15 protein-coding genes are annotated in these 21,162 nt (G+C 46.6%); 10 read left to right on the forward strand and 5 right to left on the reverse strand.

All coding sequences use genetic code 11. The annotated features are described in order from the left end of the window. Positions 1-108 precede the first annotated feature (108 nt). Positions 109-2,838, reverse strand: a complete 2,730-nt coding sequence (locus BMZ72_RS06205) for a glycoside hydrolase family 78 protein (protein WP_089806283.1) — start codon at positions 2,836-2,838, stop codon at positions 109-111. Between the two features lie 359 nt (positions 2,839-3,197). Between BMZ72_RS06205 and BMZ72_RS06210 the strand changes: the two genes are divergently transcribed. The 3 genes from BMZ72_RS06210 to BMZ72_RS06220 all read left to right on the forward strand — a co-directional run bounded on the left by BMZ72_RS06210 (position 3,198) and on the right by BMZ72_RS06220 (position 7,195). Next, positions 3,198-5,405, forward strand: a complete 2,208-nt coding sequence (locus BMZ72_RS06210; RefSeq protein ID WP_089806285.1) for a hypothetical protein — start codon at positions 3,198-3,200, stop codon at positions 5,403-5,405. Positions 5,406-5,552: 147 nt separating this feature from the next. Beyond that, positions 5,553-6,764, forward strand: a complete 1,212-nt coding sequence (locus tag BMZ72_RS06215) for an MFS transporter (RefSeq protein ID WP_255373127.1) — start codon at positions 5,553-5,555, stop codon at positions 6,762-6,764. Between the two features lie 50 nt (positions 6,765-6,814). Next, positions 6,815-7,195 carry a hypothetical protein gene (locus tag BMZ72_RS06220; protein WP_143087622.1) on the forward strand — a complete coding sequence of 127 codons (381 nt, stop codon included), beginning with the start codon at positions 6,815-6,817 and terminating at the stop codon, positions 7,193-7,195. Positions 7,196-7,202: 7 nt separating this feature from the next. Here the strand turns inward: BMZ72_RS06220 and BMZ72_RS06225 are convergent, their stop codons facing one another. From BMZ72_RS06225 to BMZ72_RS06235, 3 genes are all read right to left on the reverse strand, one after another. Next, positions 7,203-7,688, reverse strand: a complete 486-nt coding sequence (locus tag BMZ72_RS06225) for a PPC domain-containing DNA-binding protein (RefSeq protein ID WP_089806291.1) — start codon at positions 7,686-7,688, stop codon at positions 7,203-7,205. Positions 7,689-7,742: 54 nt separating this feature from the next. Further along, positions 7,743-8,819, reverse strand: a complete 1,077-nt coding sequence (locus BMZ72_RS06230; protein ID WP_089806293.1) for an alpha/beta fold hydrolase — start codon at positions 8,817-8,819, stop codon at positions 7,743-7,745. 181 nt (positions 8,820-9,000) lie between these two features. Next, a complete protein-coding gene (locus BMZ72_RS06235) occupies positions 9,001-9,477 on the reverse strand; it encodes a YMGG-like glycine zipper-containing protein (RefSeq protein ID WP_089806296.1) in 477 nt (158 codons plus the stop codon). 219 nt (positions 9,478-9,696) lie between these two features. Between BMZ72_RS06235 and BMZ72_RS06240 the strand changes: the two genes are divergently transcribed. Beyond that, positions 9,697-11,235, forward strand: a complete 1,539-nt coding sequence (locus BMZ72_RS06240) for a right-handed parallel beta-helix repeat-containing protein (RefSeq protein ID WP_089807274.1) — start codon at positions 9,697-9,699, stop codon at positions 11,233-11,235. Between the two features lie 71 nt (positions 11,236-11,306). Here BMZ72_RS06240 and BMZ72_RS06245 read toward each other — a convergent pair whose 3' ends face one another. Continuing rightward, entirely contained in the window at positions 11,307-12,221 is a 915-nt protein-coding gene (locus BMZ72_RS06245) for a hypothetical protein (protein WP_143087623.1), read from the reverse strand. Between the two features lie 120 nt (positions 12,222-12,341). Between BMZ72_RS06245 and BMZ72_RS06250 the strand changes: the two genes are divergently transcribed. The 6 genes from BMZ72_RS06250 to BMZ72_RS06275 all read left to right on the forward strand — a co-directional run bounded on the left by BMZ72_RS06250 (position 12,342) and on the right by BMZ72_RS06275 (position 21,153). After that, positions 12,342-12,887, forward strand: coding sequence for an RNA polymerase sigma factor (locus tag BMZ72_RS06250; protein ID WP_177222691.1), 546 nt, complete (start codon positions 12,342-12,344; stop codon positions 12,885-12,887). A gap of 56 nt (positions 12,888-12,943) precedes the next feature. Beyond that, positions 12,944-14,092 carry a FecR family protein gene (locus tag BMZ72_RS06255; RefSeq protein WP_177222692.1) on the forward strand — a complete coding sequence of 383 codons (1,149 nt, stop codon included), beginning with the start codon at positions 12,944-12,946 and terminating at the stop codon, positions 14,090-14,092. Between the two features lie 190 nt (positions 14,093-14,282). Beyond that, on the forward strand, positions 14,283-17,543 hold the full coding sequence (locus tag BMZ72_RS06260; RefSeq protein WP_089807278.1) for a SusC/RagA family TonB-linked outer membrane protein: 3,261 nt from the start codon (positions 14,283-14,285) through the stop codon (positions 17,541-17,543). A gap of 14 nt (positions 17,544-17,557) precedes the next feature. Further along, positions 17,558-19,072 (forward strand): RagB/SusD family nutrient uptake outer membrane protein, encoded by a 1,515-nt coding sequence (locus BMZ72_RS06265; protein WP_089806302.1) that lies wholly within the window; start codon positions 17,558-17,560, stop codon positions 19,070-19,072. Positions 19,073-19,096: 24 nt separating this feature from the next. After that, complete coding sequence (locus BMZ72_RS06270; RefSeq protein WP_089806304.1) at positions 19,097-19,951, forward strand: PKD domain-containing protein; 855 nt, start codon at positions 19,097-19,099, stop codon at positions 19,949-19,951. Positions 19,952-20,103: 152 nt separating this feature from the next. Beyond that, positions 20,104-21,153, forward strand: a complete 1,050-nt coding sequence (locus tag BMZ72_RS06275) for an acyltransferase family protein (protein ID WP_089806306.1) — start codon at positions 20,104-20,106, stop codon at positions 21,151-21,153. Positions 21,154-21,162: the final 9 nt, after the last annotated feature.

Raw genomic sequence — 21,162 nt, forward strand, 5'->3', positions numbered from 1 at the left:
GGTATACATCTGAGACATTTGCGCCAAAATAGTGCTTATATAGTTATAAGCAAAACAAAAAGGGCCGGATCATGCATCCGGCCCCTTGTATTTGCAGCAATAACAATCTCAACTTCCTACTACAAAATGATATTGTCCGGAACCTACTTCCAGGGTCGTCACCCCCTTCTCCGTACCGGCTACTTTTATGTCTTTCTGACTGGCAACTGGCTGTCCGCCTTCCAGTACTTTATTTCCATCTTTCACAGGTATATAAACCGTTGCTTTTGTATTCGCCGGAATCTCCACATCCAGCGATAATTGTCCATTCTCCAGCTTCCAGGAAGAACTGACCTTTCCGTAGTAGGTCAGCAGATTGGCGGATGCCTGTGTCAGCGTACCTCCCGGATGTGGTGCAATGGTGATATGCTTGTAACCCGGCATATCTTCTTTCGTATCGATCCCTGCGATCACTCTGTACATCCAGTCGCCGATAGCCCCATATGCATAGTGATTGAAAGAGTTCATACCAGGTGTTTCAAAGGTATGATCAGGCTTTTCGCCATTCCATCTTTCCCAGATCGTGGTAGCACCCATTTTTACGGGATATAACCAGGATGGATAGCTTTCCTGCAACAACAGGGAATAAGCCAGGTCGGTATACCCAAAACGGCTCAGCACATGGCAGAGATAAGGTGTACCAAGGAATCCGGTGGTCAGGTGTGTATCATAACTTTTGATATTCTCTGCCAGCCGGCGGGCTGCCTGTGCGCGAAGGTTCTCCGGCAGCATATCGAAGTTCAGGGCCAGTACGTAGGCGGTCTGCGAACTGGATACCAGTCGGCCGTTAGGCGTCAGGTATTCCTTTCCAAAAGCAGTTTTGATACGCTGTAAAAGCGCCGTATAGGTATCTACGTCAGCCTGTTTACCCAATACCTTTGCCGCATTGATCAGCAGCTGTGTAGAGTGTGCATAGAAACACTGCGCGATCAGGTATTTATCAGTAATAGCAGCTCTGCCGTCATTGTCATCATCCGGGCGATAAAACAGCCAGTCACCAAAGTGGAACCCGGTATTCCATAAGTCCTGCGGACTATTTTTATGGATATACTCCACCCAGGATCTCATACTGGGATACTGTTGCTCCAGCAGACGTTTATCATCGTAAGCCAGGTACATATTCCAGGGTACGATAGTAGCAACATCTGCCCAGCCGGCAGAACCCATCGCATCATTACCGAGTACATTGGGCACCACAAAAGGGACGCTGCCATCCGCTCTTTGATCTGCCGCCACGTCTTTCAGCCATTTGGCAAAGAAATTATTTACCTGGCGGTTAAAAGCAGCTGTTCTCGAGAATGCCTGCGCATCTCCGGTCCAGCCAAGACGCTCGTCACGCTGCGGACAATCAGTAGGTACATCCAGGAAGTTGCCTTGTTGTCCCCATTGAATATTATGCTGCAACTGATTGATCAGCGGATGCGAACAGCTGAAAGAACCGGTTGCAGGCATATCGGAATAAAGCACGATCGCCGTAAAATCTTCTGGTTTTATCGTGCCTTTATAACCTGTTATTTTTACAAAACGGAAGCCCTGGAAAGTGAAATGTGGCTCAAACTGTTCAACGCCATTCCCTTTAAAGATGTAGGTGTTTTTCTGTTTGGCCAGACGCAGATTCTCTGTATAGAAATTACCGGCTTTGTCCAGTACTTCTGCATGTTGCAGTACGATACTGTCACCCGCACGTCCGTTCACACGTACCTGTACCCATCCCACGAGGTTCTGACCAAAATCGATCACTTTTTCACCGGCAGGAGTGGTCAATATTTTAAGCGGTTTGATCTGCTCATGTTTTCTGATAGGCTCGTTGATCGTAGCGATCAGCGTGCTTTTTGTGGTATCGGGGCTTAGTTGTACCGCCGCCCAGTCTTTGTCATTATAATCAGGATTGTACCAGCCCTGCTTTTCCTTGCGGGCATCGATCGTTTCGCCATGATAGATCTCCGAATAAAGGATGCTGCCAAGGGATGACTTCCAGCTATTATCAGAAGTGATCACCTCCTCTGTACCATCCGTATACTGGATATTCAGTTGAAATAGTAGTCCGATACGTGAGCCAAAGTGATTCCGGCTATCTCCCCAGGCCAGATACCCACTATACCAGCCTACACCCAGCGTAACACCGATGGCATTGTTGCCCTGACGTAACAGATCGGTTACGTCATATTGCTGATACTGTAATCTTTTGCGGTAGGTGGTCCAGCCAGGTGTCAGAAAAGCGTCTCCGACACGCTGCCCATTGATATAGGCTTCATACAGACCACGGGCCGTGATATAGGCCGTAGCGGACTGGATCTTTTTAGCTGCGCTGAAGGTCTTGCGGAACAGCGGACTGGGTCTTGTCAGACTGTCCAGTTTTATACCAGGTTCTATCCAGCTGGCTTTCCAGTCGGAGGAGTGTAATAATGCCATCTGCCACTGTGCTACCGGACTCCAGTCAGTAGCACGGCCGTTTTCATCCCATATCCTCACCTGCCAGTAGTATTTTTTACCAGAGGAGAGTGCATCACCCTGATAAGGGACGTGTATGGACTGATCTGAAGTGATCTTACCACTCTGCCAGATGAGTTCTTTACCCTGATTCAATTGTTTGGGGGAAGTGCCTGCCCGTAGTTCGTAGGCGGACTGCCGGATATTTCGCCTGTTGCCTGACAATTGCCAGCTGAAAAGGGGATGTGTCACATCGACTCCCTCCGGATTATGGCGATTCTCGCAGAGCAGCGAATCGACCTTTGTTTGTGCGGAAATATCCGCAGCGGAAAATCCCAGCAGGAAGCATAAAAGACCTGTTTTGTACATGACGCGGAAATTGTGGTTAGTATTTAAGAACTTGAATATAGAGAAAGTTCATCTTAAACTGTCCTGTACTGTCCTATTGTCATCTGACACTAAGAGGATAAGATTCCGGTATTTGCTACGTATAAACCAGGTATTAATACGCTTGTAAGTGAACAAACATTAAGAGACCTTTGTATCGGCGGGATAAGAGAGTTCCAATAACATTATCAATACACAAATTTTCATCACAACACCAGCCTTACCCCAAAAGACGCCATCCGCCTCAAAGAATGATAGCTATTGTCATGTGATACACAGTGCGCTTCGCATTGTTATGTCACTCATTTCTTTTCTGTTTTTAACCTCAAAAATCAAACAACATGGAGAAAGCAATTCTGACAGACAACCTGCCTGAAGAACAGGTGAAACTGTATCTGGAAAACCGTAAATTATTATTGTTATCTAAATTCCTGCCCCAGCAGACGGCCAGTATTACCTATTGGGAACAACTGCTTTGCGTCGGCTTTAATCCCGATGTATCCCGGCTGGAAGCAGTAGTCAGTGTGAAGCAGGCTTTCGGCTACAGCGGTGGATTATGTAGCGCCGGCTCTCACGAGTTTGTACGCTTCTTTGTAGATTATCATGATGGCGCCGGCTTCCAGGATGCAGGTGTTACCAGCTTTAAAGTAGCAGATATTCCCGATCCTGCACCACAAACCAAACATCCATTGCACTACATGGTGTACCTGTTCCTGAACGATGAGGCACACCGCCGTTTCACTAACTGCGATACCGCCATTATACCTACTGTAAGGGCTGTCCTTTCCTGGAATACTGTTCCTTCTCCGAATCCCAATGACATACCCCATTTCGGTAATGTCGTAAACGCCGACATTCAGCTGAAAAGAAAACGGATCATCATCTGGGCGGATCTTATCAAGGAACTGGGCATTCAGGAAAAACTGGATATCCTGCCACATATCGATGAGCAGTTTAAAGTACCTGTGATTGACAAACCACTTCCGCCAATCGAACAGTATTACCGGGCGTATAAGTCTGCCGGCGTGGAGGACCATCGTACTTTCTTCACCAGCATTATACCGAATATACCGGAAGTGGCCAAGTTACAGGCGCCGGAACCGGCCTATGACCTGGAGGCTGTCAGCAAACTGGGTATCAAGATCGCAGACCTGACAAAGCTGATCCTGAGTCCCATATTTGATAACAACAAAGCCAATGTTAACTATGAGGAAATGACCTGTGTAGGTCTGAACACCAATACCGATACACTGGGTGCAGTCATTAAGGTCAAGAAATCCAGTGGCTTCAGTGGTAATATGTGTACCGCTGGTTCTAAAGAGCATGTCGCTTTCTGGGCTGACTGGAATAATGACGGCACCTTCGATGAATACCTGGGTACTGCCAGTGTGGTAGTACATGATATCAGCAACATTCCGAAAGATGGACTGTACTACAATGTGGCCCTGCCGGTTGATCTGACCAAACGGCTGAGAAGCTGCGAAACACCGAATATCATCAGGATACGTGCGGTGATGTCATGGCAGACATTACCTTCTACAAGCGATCCGAATGCACTCAACTACTATGGTAACCGTATTGATGTACGGGTACAGGTAAGACCAGGTCAGCTGGATGGCGGTAAACTGGGTATCAACATCTTCGATGTGAATGGTGTCGCTATCAGCAACATTGACCAGGTAGCTATTTCTACAAGAGGGTTAGCTTATTCAGGCGCGAGTTTCCCGAACGCGGCTTATCCTTTTGGCGGATTGATCAAACTGAGTGGTATGCTGACCAACAGTGGCGCATCCGGTACTACTTTCTATAAAGTACAGTTCCTCGATACCAGTAGCGGAACCTGGCAGGATGTGATGGATAAACAGAAATTCCAGATCATTGAAGGCAGTGTACAGACACTGCATGACCAGGATCCTTCTACAACAGGAGGCTGGCTGACCTACCTTCCTGCCGTGCCTGCGAAGGCAGAAAAGCTTTCCCTGCTGGCATTCTGGGACAGCGGCAGCCGCAACGGACTGCATAAACTGAGGGTGTTGTTCACCAAAGATCCATTGTTTAATCCGGTGAATATCAATTACTCCTCCGAAGTATTTATCTATCTGGATAATACCGGTTATACCGTTAACGGAGCGCCTTCTTCTACACTCGATCCTGGCAGCACACTGGATGTGATCATTGCCGGCGGTGATTGTAAGTTCTACAAGAAAGGAGATATCATCAGCGGTCAGCTGAAGGTGCTGGACAAATACTTCAGCGCATGGAGTTTCAGTCTGCAGCCTGCGGCACACATCGTACCATTAGGTACACCGTTGAGCACCTTTATTGCGCCTGCTTCCAGAACGGTGGTGAGTCTGGCGGATAATGGCGACAATGGAACTGCCTTTACCATTAACACGCAATACCTGCAATCCTGCGGATATACCATCCGTCTGAGCGCTACAGACAGGTCCCTGCTGGGGTATAAGATCGTCTTCCTGGATGGCTCTTATATCTACAATCTGACCAGTCACTATGCGGAAAAATACCTGGGTTTTGCGGTGTTGCCGTAAAATAGGGAATGATCAGGAAAACGCACGCGGGAGCAGCAAAAGGCTGTTTCCGCGTGTTTGTGTTAACTAAAACCGTAAAATATCATTTTTAAATTCAGTCAATGTACTGACCTTTGCCGGGAGTTTGGATCAACCGTAATGGGAACAATGACAACAGGAACAGCTATATCTACACCGGCAAAAGCCGAAAGGGGCAGTGTCCGCTTCCGGCGTATCAAGAACAGTATTTTTCTTTCAGGGCTTTCTGTGTTTGCCCAGTTATATCTTTTTCAGCCCGTATTACCGCTATTATGTAAGGAATTTGGTGTGACACCGGCACAGAGCAGCTGGGCGGTGTCAGCATCGACGATGGGGATGGCGGTAGGTTTGTTTATCTTCTCCTTCAAGGCAGATGCGGTACCCCGTAAGCACCTGATGGGCTTTGCGATGCTGGGGTCAGCTGTATTGACCTTATTATCTGTCTTCATCCATAATTTTCATCTGCTGATAGCGGTGAACTTTCTGAAAGGCGCTATACTGTCCGGTGTGACAGCTGTGGCACTGGCTTATTTATCAGAAGAAGTGGCCAGTGCTTCGCTGGGTCTCGCCATCAGTTTGTATCTGAGTGGTAATGCGATCGGTGGGATGGCAGGAAGGATCGTGGTGATGCTGATAGCCGGATGGGCAGACTGGCGCTGGGCGGCAGGGTGTATTGGTACTTCAAGTCTGATACTGGGTTTATTCTTTATTAAAAGGCTTCCTGCGTCTAAACACTTTGTAGCCTTACCTGTGAATGTGGGTCAGAAATGGCAGCAGATGGGTTCCTTTTTCCGGCAACGGGTGATGGTGCTGGTCTATTTTGCTGCTTCGTTGCTGATGGGCGCCTTTGTGAGTATTTATAACTATACGGGCTTCCGCCTGGAAGGACCTCCGTTTTCATTGCCGCATTATGTGATTGCGGGTATCTTCCTGATGTATACGGTGGGCGTTTTAGGAACGATGGTCGCTGGACGGCTCTCTGACAGAATCCCGCCTGCAAGGCTGATAAGGGTCTTTATTCCTATTATGGGAGCAGGTTTATTGCCGATGCTGATACCCGAACTGATCTCCACTGCCGGGGGATTGGGCGTATTTACGTTTAGTTTCTTTGCCACACATACACTGGCCAGCAGACTGATATCACAGGAGGCAAAAGAGGGGAAGAGTACGGCTACGTCTTTGTATTGGTTGTTTTATTATGCAGGGTCGTCGTTTATCGGTACTGCCACAGGTGTTGTGCTGACAGGCTGGGGATGGGAATTGTTTATTGTGGCGTTGTTGGGATTGGTACTGGCAGGCGGAGGTCTGGTATTCAGTGCAGGTAGAAAACCGACGGTTTAAGTTTGCGTTAAGCATATTGATAGTTGGAATGAATGATATATTTTCATCCTATGGTTACAATCGTAAAAGACATCGATCGTATTAATGAATTACTCCGGCAGTATAAAGGGTGTAATGCGCAACTCTGGGCTTATAGCGTTTCTCTGAGACGTATGGCCATCCGTTTATGGATGGATATTAACGGGGAACAGTTCCTGTTATTGACAGCAGGCACGCGTTATATACAGGGTTATATTGATAGGGAAAATGCTGATATCACCGTGAGAGAAGCGGTCAATGAGCATAATGAGCGTATTATAATTATTTCAGACGAAAGTGCTGATTTTAAGGTTATTGCAGGTGGTGGCCTGATATTGGCCCGTGGAGATTTCAGCGAGTTTAATATGCATTTTGATAGTCTTTTTGATATGGAAAAGGCTATTTTTGAGTAAGTCCGGCTTACTCTTTTAGTTGCAACACATTAGCCCCAATTTTCTCATTCTTTACTCTTTTAAACCGCTTGTCGTGAACGGTGATCATGATCTCTACAGACCCTGTACTGACGGTTGCACCAAGCATATGTCCACCATAAGCCTGAAAGGTCTTATCGGTGACCACGCCATGCGCATGGATGGATACGGAGTCTTGTTGCCAGGCGATGCTCCCCTGCATACTGGCCAGTTCTACGTTATCAAATGACCTTGGGTCATATTGCTTTGTCTGCTGATTAAAAAAGCCAAATTTCGCATTTACAAAGCCCATTCCGGTGAAGTTAGCTGCCAGGACCTTCTCCTTTAGCATAAATGCTTCAAGTTGGGCAAAAAGGTCATCACCCTGCTGTAATACCATGAGATACCCTGCGGGTACTTTCACATAAGGAGATTGTGCATTGGCTGCCAGTCCGACCGTTAGCAGCTGTACCAGGAAGTAAGCGATCTTTTTCATAATACGGCTTTTCACATCATCAGGAACGAATAATGTGCCACCGGTGAGGACAAGCTACTGCTTTGCAGATACTTCCAGTAATTCTTTCAGATATCCACCCCATATTGCGGGCAGGGAATTGGTGCCATGCCCCACTGTTTTGTCCGTAATAGGTAGCAGAATATAACGGCCATGAGCTACTTTTTTGATCTCTCTTTCCATTACACCCAGTTCCGCAGGATTGATCTCATCATCCGCCGAATTGATGGCATATACAGTAGCCTTTATCTTTGACAGATAAGGAGAGGGATCGTAAAACCGCGAGGCCTCCAGGGCGTAGATGACATCATTGGCATCCAGGGCAGCGAGATTAGCACGTCTAATATGTGTTACAAGCGTATCGGCAGCGGCGCGGGTAGAAGCGGATTGTTGTAATTGCAGCGGACTACTGTTCATAAAGAAAAAAGAAGACAACGCACCTGTAAGACCCAGTACAGGTTGTGTGCTGTATTCCCCGTTATTCCAGGCAGGATCCATTTTAATCAGGTCGATCGCCATTTTACGCATCATTCTGTTACGGCCAGCAATATGCGCAGGCTGACAGGCCAATGGTAGGAGCGCATCCATAAAATCCGGATAGGTATATCCCCATACCCAGGCATGCATCGCACCCATAGATGTACCCAGGATCAGGCGAAGATGATCGATCCCCAGATGTTTGGTGACCAGTTCATGCTCAGCAGTGACCATGTCATTGTAAGTATAATTTGGGAAGTGCATATGCAGACTGTCACCCGGACGGCTCGACTTACCATGACCGATCGCATCAGGTAGTATAATGAAATATTTGCTGGCATCCAGTAATTGTCCCGGACCGAATAGTTCCCCGGCAAACTGTTTTGAAAGAAAGGCTGCGGCGGAAGAAGTGGTCCCATGCATGATCAGCACCGCATTGGCTATTTTACCATCTTTTCCTTTTTGAGGGGTACCAATAGTATAATAGTGCAGATTGAGTGCCGCCAGTTCCTGTCCGTTCTCAAAAGTATAATGCGTAATGGTATAATTACCTTCCCTGAGGTTGGGATAGGCCGTTTGTGCAAAGGTATAGACAGATAAGAACAGGGAGAGGAGCAGTGTATACGTTTTCAGCATGGTGATCGGATTGGTTTACAGGAAGCCGAAAAGTAGCCATAATAGCGCGGTTTTTATAACCGTTTGTCATATTTACCCGGAGAGCAGGAATCGTTCAAAACAGGGCTTATAAAGGGGATAAATAAAAAATCCCGGACGCGTGATACGTCCGGGACCTCAAAAAATGTATTCCTGCAAGCAATTACTGCTTGTTAGCTTCTTTTTTCTTTTTAGCGTGATCAACGATCGCACCGATACCAGCACCTGCACCAGCACCTACTACAGTACCGATTGCCGCACCTTTCACACGGTCGTTCTTGTTGATGATCGCACCTGTTACCGCACCGGTACCAGCACCTACAACGGCGCCTTTAGCAGTGTGGCTCCAGCCTTTTTTCTTCTCAGTAGTAGTGGTTGCAGTAGAAGCAGCAGGAGCGCTGTTATCTGAACTGTTACTATTACTGTGATTTACAGTTGCCGGTGCATTGCCTGCGCGTGCTTTTTCAACTGCTTTCATGGAATCTATCGCCTGTTGTTTTGCCTCGTTTACAGCGTTTGCATTATTAACAGAATCTACAGCCGCCTGTCTGGCACTTTCAATAGCTTCTTCCTGTGACGGTTTGTTATTACAGGCGAATAGCACCGTTACGGTGGCTAAACTCAAAAATAACTTTTTCATAGCCTGACTTTTTATGGTTATCAATTTATACAGTACAGTAGACAAAACTATGCCATTTTTTATCAATCTTCCTAATTATGCTGGAAATTAATTTTATGTAGATAGTAGTTTTTTATTATCCGTTTTATTTTCAGATAATTATGTTTTTATGACGGTCCTTTTGTAGCCCCAAATGCGTCTTTACTGATGAACTTTTCCCTCATCACAAAACAAACCAATATGAAGAATGCCATCGCATGCCTGTTTCTGGCAACCCTGATTGCCTGTAGTAAGAAAGAAGACAACTTACAGGAAACACCTGATGCTCATCCCGAACTGGCCATCACCAGTTACTATGTCAACGGTACTTCAGGAAATGATGCCAATGCCGGCACAACTGCCGCTACTGCCCTGAAAACGATCCAGGCCGCACTTAACAAGACCACTGAAGGAGCTGGCAGTACTATTTATGTGGCAGGTGGCACCTATAAGGAACGGCTTAACTGGCCGCATTCAGGCGCCTCTGCTGCCGAACCTATTACGCTGACCAACTACAGCGGCGGCACCGTCATACTGGATGGTGTCAGTGCGACCAATAGTACCCAGAACGCCATGATCAATGTGAGCAGTAAAAGCTACCTGAGGATCAATAACATCCGTATTGCCAACAACATCAGGAGTTTTGCTTCCGGGATCTATGTGAGCGGTTCAGGTACAGATGTACAGATCACTTCCTGCCGTATTTATAATGTCGGCTGGACAAGCGACTCTACGGCTGTTCCTTCTTCTGCGAATAATGCTAATCCGCTGGTAGTAGTCGGTACCGGACAAACCGCTTATTCGCAGATCTATGTCGGCAGTAATCAGATCTATGCCTGTAACACCGGCTATAGCGAAGCACTGACGATGTCAGGTAATGTCAACAACTTCCTGATTGAGAGTAACATTGTACACCATATCAAAAACATCGGTATAGATATGACCGGACATTATAGCTGGACCGGTGCTCCCGATAGCGTAAACTTTGCACGTAACGGGAATGTGAAAAATAACGTGGTCTATAACTGTGTATCTCCGGTTGCTACCAGTGGCGGTATCTATGTAGATGGTGGCAAATGGATCAACATCGAAGGGAATACCAGTTTTAATAATGGCGCAGGTATCACGGTGGGTTGTGAGAATGCGAACAACACGGCAGAAGGTATCAATATCCGCAACAACTTTATTTACAATAATAAAGAAGCCGGTATTGTCATTGGTTCGAATGCAGCAGGTAGTAAAGTAGCCTGGTCTTCAGCTACTAACAATACCTTGTTTAAGAACTACACTAATGGCGGATGGGGAGGAGAGATCAGTCTGCAGAATACAGATCATATCACTCTCTCAAATAATATCGTACAGTCGGCCAGTAACATCGTAGTGATTGCCCTGCTGGGATATACCAGCACCAATCTTGCCATGAACTATAATAAATATTATACGGCTTCCGGCACAGCCAATACGATCACGTTTGACTGGGGCGGTATCAATGGTACGACGTATGGCTCGCTGGCTACCTTTAAGAGCGGTACCGGACTGGATGCCAGCAGTACCTATGGTATTCCTTCTTTTGTAAACAGTACACTGGCTACACTGAACCTGCATCTGGCAAGTGGGTCGGCCTGTATTAACGCCGGTGATCCTGCTTTTGTGCCCGCATCCGGAGAACTGGATATCGATAAGCAGTCACGTAAGCAGAATAACAGAGTGGATATAGGCGCAGACGAAACAGCATTATGATACGTGTAAAGTAGCTGGAAAGAAAAAGGTCCGCAATTGCGGACCTTTTTTGAATTTATTGGGATGGTAATTTATGCGAATTTACGAATTAATAAATGCGCTGTATCTTTTTCTATATACATTCCACGAGTTATTTCAATTTCATTGGATAACGGCGCCTTATTTTGATTACCACTATCAGGTTGTTGTTCAAACGCAGATACGGAAATAATATTGTTATCAAGACATTTCGGACAATAATGAATTGTCACCTTAACGATCTCTCTTGTTCTTGCATAGATAGGTGCGAGCTTGCTGTAGTAACTCACTTCCGGCAGAAAATTATATACATGATTTTCTCCCGCTCCACCCATGACAGCATAGAATGCGCCTGTCTCTGTCACAAAAGCATCTTTCTCATCATAGAAGCGGTCGCATCCTTCACAGTAATATTGTTTGTCCTCCAGCAGGAACTTAACCGGAAATATAAAAGCAATAAACTCTATCACGTAAAAGAAACCTGCCAGTCCACCGCTAAAAGGAAAACGTCCTGCTGCCTGGTTAGCATGATCCGTATCGATCTGCACGATCCGTCTTGCGATGATCTCGAAAGTTGCAAAAGGATTAAAGACACCTTCCAGGAAAGAATATCCGAAATTCCATTGCTGGTTATAGAAAGTCCACTGAGCTGACCATGTCAGGTAGCAGAACAGTCCTGCCAGTGATACATTCAGGATATGATGCCTGCTTTTACTGAAAAGCCGCAGTAAGGTAAAAGCGACAATACTGGCGCAGAGTACACCAAAGAGGAAAATAAAGTTCAGATAAATGAAAGAAATAAAGTTGGTGAGAAAGTAAAACAACCAGCCGATCAGTACGGAAAGAGAAATACCACCAAATAAGGAAAGTAACAGTCGTTTAGGCTTAATCAATCCTGAGGCCTTATAGAAAGTACCAGCAGCATGCATAGGGATATGGTATTTGAATAAAGATAAATCTGTATGCAAGATAAGAAGGATAAGTATAGTTTTTTTGTATTTTTAGATAGTTAACATTTTAAAGCAGCTAAAGGGAGACAGCGGGTTTTACGCATGCAGCCAGATACCGATACCGAACTGTTACAAAAAATGAGGCAAGGCGACGAAAGCGCCTTCCGGCAGCTATACGACCGGCATAGCAGGCAGGTGGCTGCGTTTGTTTTCCACCTGACACATTCCGCGGTTGACGCAGAAGACATTCTCCAGGAGACATTCCTCACACTCTGGACCAGCAGGGAGCAATTACCAGCTATCGTCAATCCTTCCGGTTATATCTTTATCATTGCCAGGAATAAAACCCTGGATCATCTCCGTAAAATAGCGCGCCAACAGAAACTGGTGGACCATGTATGGGCTAACATTACCGCTACAGCAGATGCCCTCGACCTGGAACTGGATGCCAGGGAAAGCCAGCAATTGATCAATACGGCCCTTTCCAGGCTCAGCGAGCAGCAACGTACCATTTTCCGCCTGAGCAGACAGGAGGGGCTTGACCATGCCACCATCGCAGGCAAACTGCATTTATCCAAAAGCAGGGTTAAAAATGTACAGGTGGAAACACTCCGTTTCATCCGTCAGTTCCTGTCACAACATGCTGAATTTCTGTTGCTTTTATGCCTGTTGAGCAACTTCTGAAAAAAATTGTCCAAAACCACGGTCCTTTATTCTCTCACGTTCGTCTTTATAGTTATATGCCTGATCACCAACAAAGAATTGCTTATTTATTAGCACGTTATGCAGATAAATCATGCAGCCGGGAAGAGCTGGATGAACTGTTTGCTACTATTGGTCAGGGTAATGATCCCGAAGGACTCGAACAGTTGCTGGAGGATGTATGGCATACAGCACATCCTGCCCCCGAGATTGATTATGAGGCGGTCTACCAGCAGATCAAACCCGCTGTTCCGGTACGGAAGACCATTCCCTTTAAAAGGATCGCTATTGCAGCATCACTGTTGCTGCTGGCTGGTACTGCCTACTGGTTACTACCCCACAAACGGACAGCCAAACAGCCACTGGTGGTAGCAACGCCTGCTCAGCAGCATATTCTGCCGGCGAGCAATAAAGCCATGCTGACACTGGCGGATGGTACTACAGTATCGCTGGACAGTACAGGGAAACAGCTGATTCAGCAGGGGAATGTGGCGATCAGACAACAAAACGGACAGCTTTTATATGCCAGTCAGCCAACGGATGGCAATATTCACTATAACAAACTGACCACGCCAAGAGGAGGACAATTCAGGCTCGTATTGCCTGACGGTACCAAAGTATGGCTGAACTCTGCTTCCATGTTACGCTATCCTACCACTTTCTCAGGAAAGGAACGTGTAGTGGAACTGGACGGACAGGGATACTTTGAGATCGCAGCCAATGCGCAGCAACCATTTAAAGTAAAGGTACGTGACATGGAGGTGCTTGTACTGGGCACAGACTTCGATATTATGGCCTATGGGGATGAAAATTCAGTTAATACCACATTGCTCACCGGTAGCGTACTGGTGAAGGAAGGCAACACAAAACAATTGTTACGACCTGGACAACAGGCAGTAGTAGACAACCAGGATCATCAGCTGACAGTCAAAACAGCTGACATCAGAAAAGTAACCGCGTGGAAGAACGGCATGTTTGTTTTCAATGACATGGCTTTACCCGCCATCTTAAGAGAAGTAGCCCGCTGGTACGATGTAGACATCGTTTATACAGCCAGCCCCGGAGCGGAATTATACGGAGGCGGTATAGGAAGGGACCTGCAGCTGGCAGACGTACTGGCCCTGCTGGAAGGGAATGGCTTTAATCATTTCAGGATTGAAGGTAGAAAAGTAATTGTATTACCATAATTAGTATCAACCAGGAAGATGCGTTGATAAAACCGGAGATGCTCGCAACATCCCCGGTCAGTTATCTGGCATCCTCAATAATCGCTGTAAAGACCATTTAAGTACTACCAAACACTGCAAAAGTATGCAATTCGACTGTTATGTACAGGCCCGCACACTGCGCGGGCTATCAACCAAAATTTGCCTGGTTATGAAACTGACCACATTCCTGCTACTGGTGATCATCCTACAGGTGAGCGCCGCAGGATATTCCCAGAAAGTGACGCTGACGGCCAGGAATATGCCGCTCCGTGATGTGTTTACCGAAATTATCACACAGACAGGCGTATCCATCGTATACTCTGAAAATGTACTGGCCAATACGGCCCCTGTCACTTTCCATGTGAAAGATGCCTCCGTACGCGAAGTGCTGGACCTCTGCCTTCGCAACCAACAGGTCCTCTACACACTCGAAGGAAAAAACTTTGTTATCAAGAAAATCATCCCGTTGTTGCCCGGCGCCTCCCCGCAGGCAGATACGACCATTACCGTTAGGGGAACTGTCAGCGCTGCCGCAGGTGGTCCATTACCTGGTGCGACCATATTGGTCAAAGGCACCCGGAAAGGTACACAGACCAACGGAGAAGGGCAATTTACCCTGACTGGTGTACGCAAACAGGACATCCTGATCATCAGTAACATAGGGTTTACTACCAGGGAAGTTGCTGCAACTGAACAGGTGACCTTACAGCTCGAAGAAGATACCCGCAACTTCAATGAGGTCATTGTAGTCGGCTATAGCGATAAAAAGAAAAGTGAACTGACCAGCGCCGTAAGCGTGGTGTCAGCTGAAAAACTGAAAGACGTCACCACCAACGACGTGGGTAGCATGTTACAGGGTAAGGTGGCTGGTCTCCAGGTGGTGAACAGTTCCGGTGTGCCGGGTACAGCTGCCGAACTGCGACTGCGTGGTGTATCTTCCGTAAATGCCTCCCAGACGCCACTCTTTGTGGTAGATGGTATTATCGGTGGTAATTATGATCCGAATGACGTAGAAAGCATTACGGTACTAAAAGATGCCGGCGCCACCGCAATGTATGGTTCTCAGGCAAATGCGGGTGTTATCATCATCACTACTAAAAAGGCAAAACTGGGGAAGACGCGTTTTGAGGCAAAGGTCACTACCGGCTTCCGCAAACCGGATTTCGGCAAGATGGAAATGATGAATGGCAGTGAACTGTACGATCGCCATAAAGAGTTTTACCGTGACTATATCCCCGGTACCGATAATAACTCCTATAAAGTAGACATCCTGAAATTCTATGCGGAAAGACCAAAGACACTGCAACAGCAGAACTATAACTGGCTGACCACCATGTTTGGGACTGCTCCCGTAGAAAACGTCTATATTGCTGCCAGTGGTACTTCCGAAAAGAGCGAATACTACACGGGGCTGTCGTACTACAATGAAAGAGGTACTTTCATGAATACCGGCTTCCAGCGTATCAACCTGCGTGGTAATTCTACCTACCATTTCTCTAAACATGTGAGTGTTACCAATAATATCAATATCAGCGGTTCTACCGGTAATAGCTACAACTATGAGGATGTTTACTACGCTTATCTGAACATGCCCTGGGACAATCCCTACGACGCCAACCGTAATCCGGTATATGTAGATGGCAACGTGGGCTTCAAATGGTGGTCCAGGGATAAGGTAAATCCGATCCATACCATCAAAAACTCCAATCACCCTTATAAGAACTTCGACGTCAACTACGATCTCGGACTCAATATCAATATCACCGACTGGTTGTCTTTCTCCAGTAGTAACCGGGCAGCTGTCAGCTATAATAAAGGATCAGACTACTACTCTCCGGTAGTCGCCGGTTTGTATAACAGCACCGGTTACCTGAATGAACTCAGTACCTTATCCTATGGGGTGATCTCCAACGACCTGCTGAAATTCAATTTCCACAAAGGAGATCATACCATCAGTGGTCTGGCAGGTATTGCTATTGAAAACAGCAAAACGGAGATCCTGGGCGCTTCCGGTAAGGGATTGCCGGAGGGATTGTCCGTGCTGAATGTAGTGTCCAACAACCAGCTGGTAACCGGCTCCTATGACCAGGCGATCATCCAGTCCTTTATCTCACAGGTAAGTTATGGTTATAAGGACAAATACTTCCTGACCGGTTCTTACCGTGTAGATGGATCAACCGCTTTCCCGGCCAGTAACCGCTATGGTTCTTTTCCCGCAGTATCTGCTGCCTGGCAGATCAGTCATGAGGATTTCCTGCTGCACAGTAAACTGTTCAGCAATCTGAAGGTACGTGCCAGTTACGGGGTAACCGGTACACAGGATATAGGTTCTTCCCGTTACCTCGGATTGTATGCATTAAGCAGTCAGTATAACGGCGGAACAGCAGCAACGCCTTCTCAGTTGCCAAGTCCGAACCTGACCTGGGAGAGTAAAAAACAGTTGAACGCCGGACTGGATATTGGTTTATTTAACCGGATCAACCTGACAATCGACGCTTATAATAATGTGACAGACAATCTGCTCTTACAGGTACCGCAACCCCTCTCCGTAGGCTTTGAACAACGCTGGGAGAATGTAGGTAAGGTGATCAATAATGGGATAGAACTGGGCATCAATACTGTCAATATCAAGACAGCAGATTTTGAGTGGACCACTGATTTCAATATCAACTATAACACCAACAAACTGAAGGAATTACCCAGCGATATTACCCGTACACAACCTACCTGGAGCATCTCCCAGATCTATCGCAATGATGGTAATCTGTATGAATTCTACATGCCGAAATGGTTAGGCGTAGATAAGGAAACAGGCGCGCCACAATGGGAAGTGATCAACAGGGATGCCAACGGTAAGGAGATCTCCAGGTCTGCCACATCAGACTACGCCAGTGCCACCTATCAGGAAGTAGGTTCTGCTCTGCCGAAGCTGCAGGGAGGTTTTACCACACAATGGACCTACAAAAACCTCTCTCTGAGCGTCAATGCCTATTACCTGACAGGCAACAAGGTATTCAGCAATAGTCTGCGTTTTGTGATGAATGACGGCAATGAGCCCTATTACAACCAGATCAACCTGCCTTCGGGTTACAAGATCTGGACGCATCCGGGTGATGATGCCACAGAGCCAAGTCCGCAGAATGCGGCCAATTCCACAGAAACCTCTACCCGTTACCTGAAAGACGGCGACTTCCTGGCCATCAGAAATATCGCGTTGTCCTATAGGTTGCCAAAAGCCTGGATGAGCCGCTGGCATATGGATGGAGTAACACTGTCGCTGACTGCAGATAACGTATACACATTCACTAAGTTCCTCGGACAGGACCCTGCCACAACGATCACCTCCGGCAGTTATGTAATGCCTGGTGTATCGGATTTTAAGTATCCGAATAACCGCCAGTTTCTGTTCAATATCAACATCAGGTTCTAGTAAACTTACAGCTCATGACAACCAGATCTCTTTTACTCATATTTGCTTTTCCGCTGCTGTTTGGCAGTTGTCTGAAAGACGTGAATCCAAGCGATTCACTGACTACCGGTACGCTGACACAAACTGCGCAGGGATTGAAACAGGCATTAAACGGCGCCTATGCTTTATTTAAAGATCATGTGGAGTTTAATGGCACTACCGATCTGAATAATATGTACCTGCGCCAGTATTTTCAGATGAGCGATTTCGCCAGCGATGATATTGTCTGCGCGCAAACCACAACGGATCCGCTGTATTACAGCTTTTCGTTGAATCATACGCCTACGCAGACGAACAGCCGTTATTTCTGGTACATCTCCTATAAGATCATCAATGATGTCAATACAGTGATCGAGGCGGCAGAAGCTGTCCAGAATCCGGACGCCACAATTAAACAGCTGCTGGGAGAATGTTACTTTATGCGGGCTTTCTGCCATTTTAACCTGGTAAAACTATATGCCCGTCCTTATACAGAAAATCCGGCTGCTGACGGTGTGATACTACGTACTTCTACCAGTGATCCTTCTACCCAAGCCCGGTCTACCGTAGCTGAAGTCTACGCATCTGTGATTGGAGATGCGGAAAAAGGGGCTTCCCTCATGCAGCAACAACGTGGTGTACAGTACGCTTCACAGGAAGCTGCCTGGGCTTTGCTGTCAAGGGCGTATTTATATAAAGGCGTGAATGACAGCACGATCTATTATAGCGATAAAGTCATTAATTCAGGTAGGTTTGGGCTGACAGATACGACAGGTTTTAAGACCATGTTTGCTAATGCGACGGGTAGTAAAGAGACGATCTTCTGCGTAGCCTTTACAACGGTGGATGATTATGGAAAAGCAGGTTCTATTGCCTCTATGATCTATTCTGACGGTAACTCGGGCTGGGGAGAGGAATTTGCTTCGCAATCGCTGCGCGATACCATGGCTGCTTATCCGGAAGACGCCCGCTGGGCTTATATTCTTCCTTTAAAGGATGGTAGTGGTAATCTGCAGAAAAAGAATGGCATTGAGACTTACTACATTATGAAGTTCTCCGGACAGGCAGGTAGTCCGACGCTGAGTTCCCCCATCATGTTCCGTTTAGCAGAGATGTACCTGAACAGGGCAGAAGCCAGAGCGAAGGCCGGGAATGCGACCGGTGCTTTAGATGACGTGGACCTGATCCGGAAAAACAGGGGTTTACAGAATGCCTTATATGGCGGAAAAGTGCCTGCCGGTAAGACCGTTCTCGAAACCGTACTAAAAGAAAGAAGGATTGAACTGGCTTTCGAAGGACACCGGGTTTATGACGTTTATCGTAATAAACAGGCTATGAACAGGACCTATTGGGGATACCACCTGCCAGGACTGAAAGAGTCGGATATAGACCTCAGTAAGCGTCCTGCGGGCTATGAGAATATGGTCATTAACCCAAATAACAAACGGGTGATCTACTACATTCCCATCGATGAGATACAGACCAATAAACTGTGTTCACAGAATCCTTAATTCATCTTTAAATGCCTGATCATTATGCAACTCAGATATCTCTTTTTAAGCATTATAACAGTCGCATTACTCAGTGGATGCGGTGACGATGACAAAGTAACACCAGATGCTGACCTGTTCTACGAAATCAGTATTAACGGGAATGACGTCACATTCAACAATAAAACATCCGGTGCTGTATCCTACAAATGGGATTTTGGCGATGGTACAAGCTCCGAAGAGGAAAGTCCGGTGCATACCTATCCCGGTAAGGGAAAATACGTACCAACCCTGTATGCCACGACAAAAGAAGGCAAGGTAACGGAAGGATCAACCGTTGTCTATATTGCAAAGTCTTCCTCTGTGAAAATGAATGACAATACCCTGTCTGACTGGGATGAGGTGACGGACTACCAGTTTACCTCCGGTGCAGGAGAAACCTATTTCAGGAAGGCTAAATTCGATTATGATGCGTCTTATGTATACGTCTATCTTGAAGTGAATTCCAAAGCGGACAATAAAGATATCTATGACTTCTATATGGATACGGATAACAACCCGGGTACAGGTCTGCTGTTAGGCACATTCTCCGGCGGAGGTTATGATGTGTTGCTGGAGGGTGCTGTATTGGATGACTGGTTTGATGCTTTCTATCATAAGGGAGATCAGAACGCTTTTACGTTTGATGCCTCCGGTGTGACAGAGTTCGTGACTGTCGGCACCACACAGCAGGAAGGAAATGTGCTGAAGTTTGAATTACGCCTGTCCCGCGCAAAACTGAAAGGGCTGGCAGCTACGACGGCCCTGCGCATCGGTATTCAGGCCACAAAAGGGGACTGGTCAGCTACCCTGGGTAATATACCAGACGGTGGCACTTCTGTATTGATCAATTTTGAGTAATATGTGAGTGTACCTATAGAATGCAGAATAGTGTAGCATGGGTATGTCCGCAAAGAATCTCTGGCATGGGATTTTTTGCGGATATCTATAGATACCAGGGATGGACATGGTCCTGCAATTCTTAATTCTTAATTCATAATTCCTAATTTTTCATGGGTAATTCCGGTCGTTTATTATCGCTGGATGTCATGCGTGGACTGATCATGATATTACTGGCGGGAGAGAGCTGCCGGGTGTATGAATCGCTCCACGAATGGAATGACAACGCTTTTATCACACAGTTCTTTCATCATCCCTGGCATGGCCTGCGCTTCTGGGATCTGGTACAGCCGGCGTTTATGCTGATGGCGGGTACTGCGATGTATATTTCGTATCAGCGTAAACTGAGCAAAGGCATTTCCTGGTCGCAGAACTTCAAACACATCCTCATCCGTAGTCTGAAACTCTTTCTGCTGGGAACGGGCTTACATTGTGTCTATGCAGGTAAGCTGGTATGGGAGCTCTGGAATGTGCTGACACAGTTATCCGTGACGGGTATCATCGCGTATCTGGTCATCGGACGGTCTTATACTTTTCAGATCGCTACAGGTTTCCTGCTGATATTACTCAATGACATATTATACCGGACGATCCTGGTACCTGGCTTTGACCAGCCCTTTGTGGAATATCACAATTTCGGGGCTTATATGGATACCCTGCTGATGGGCAAGATCAATCAGGATGGCTGGGTAGCGATCAATATCATTCCGACAGCAGCACATACCATATGGGGCGTAACGGCAGGTAAATTATTGTCCTCAGCCATGGATAGCAGCCGTAAGATCACCATATTGGCGATAGCGGGCGCCATATTGCTCGTTTTAGGCTTTGGAGTGGACTTAACTGGTATTTCGCCCATTATCAAAAGGATCAGTACCGCAGGCTTTGTAATGGCATCTGCAGGCTGGGTATTGCTGATACTGGCGTTTTTATACTGGTGGATTGACATAAAAGATCACCAGCGTTATACCTGGATCCCCGTAGTGGTTGGCATGAATGCCATTTTTATCTATGTCTTTTTTGAAACGGTAGGTGCGCAATGGGTCAATGGAGTTGTAGCGATCTTTATTCCCTGGCATATTGCGGCGGCATTTGTCACCTGGGGACTGGAGTGGGGGTTGTGCTACTGGTTGTATAAGAAAGGGATCTTTTTCAAGTTATAAAAAGGGGCT

The sequence above is a fragment of the Chitinophaga sp. YR627 genome, assembly GCF_900114995.1.
Lineage (GTDB): Bacteria > Bacteroidota > Bacteroidia > Chitinophagales > Chitinophagaceae > Chitinophaga.

Coding starts and splice junctions, on each gene's coding strand:
- BMZ72_RS06205 (WP_089806283.1), bottom strand. CDS start 2,838: ATGTACAAAACAGGTCTTTTATGCTTCCTGCTGGGATTTTCCGCTGCG.
- BMZ72_RS06210 (WP_089806285.1), top strand. CDS start 3,198: ATGGAGAAAGCAATTCTGACAGACAACCTGCCTGAAGAACAGGTGAAA.
- BMZ72_RS06215 (WP_255373127.1), top strand. CDS start 5,553: ATGACAACAGGAACAGCTATATCTACACCGGCAAAAGCCGAAAGGGGC.
- BMZ72_RS06220 (WP_143087622.1), top strand. CDS start 6,815: ATGGTTACAATCGTAAAAGACATCGATCGTATTAATGAATTACTCCGG.
- BMZ72_RS06225 (WP_089806291.1), bottom strand. CDS start 7,688: ATGAAAAAGATCGCTTACTTCCTGGTACAGCTGCTAACGGTCGGACTG.
- BMZ72_RS06230 (WP_089806293.1), bottom strand. CDS start 8,819: ATGCTGAAAACGTATACACTGCTCCTCTCCCTGTTCTTATCTGTCTAT.
- BMZ72_RS06235 (WP_089806296.1), bottom strand. CDS start 9,477: ATGAAAAAGTTATTTTTGAGTTTAGCCACCGTAACGGTGCTATTCGCC.
- BMZ72_RS06240 (WP_089807274.1), top strand. CDS start 9,697: ATGAAGAATGCCATCGCATGCCTGTTTCTGGCAACCCTGATTGCCTGT.
- BMZ72_RS06250 (WP_177222691.1), top strand. CDS start 12,342: ATGAGGCAAGGCGACGAAAGCGCCTTCCGGCAGCTATACGACCGGCAT.
- BMZ72_RS06255 (WP_177222692.1), top strand. CDS start 12,944: ATGCCTGATCACCAACAAAGAATTGCTTATTTATTAGCACGTTATGCA.
- BMZ72_RS06260 (WP_089807278.1), top strand. CDS start 14,283: ATGAAACTGACCACATTCCTGCTACTGGTGATCATCCTACAGGTGAGC.
- BMZ72_RS06265 (WP_089806302.1), top strand. CDS start 17,558: ATGACAACCAGATCTCTTTTACTCATATTTGCTTTTCCGCTGCTGTTT.
- BMZ72_RS06270 (WP_089806304.1), top strand. CDS start 19,097: ATGCAACTCAGATATCTCTTTTTAAGCATTATAACAGTCGCATTACTC.
- BMZ72_RS06275 (WP_089806306.1), top strand. CDS start 20,104: ATGGGTAATTCCGGTCGTTTATTATCGCTGGATGTCATGCGTGGACTG.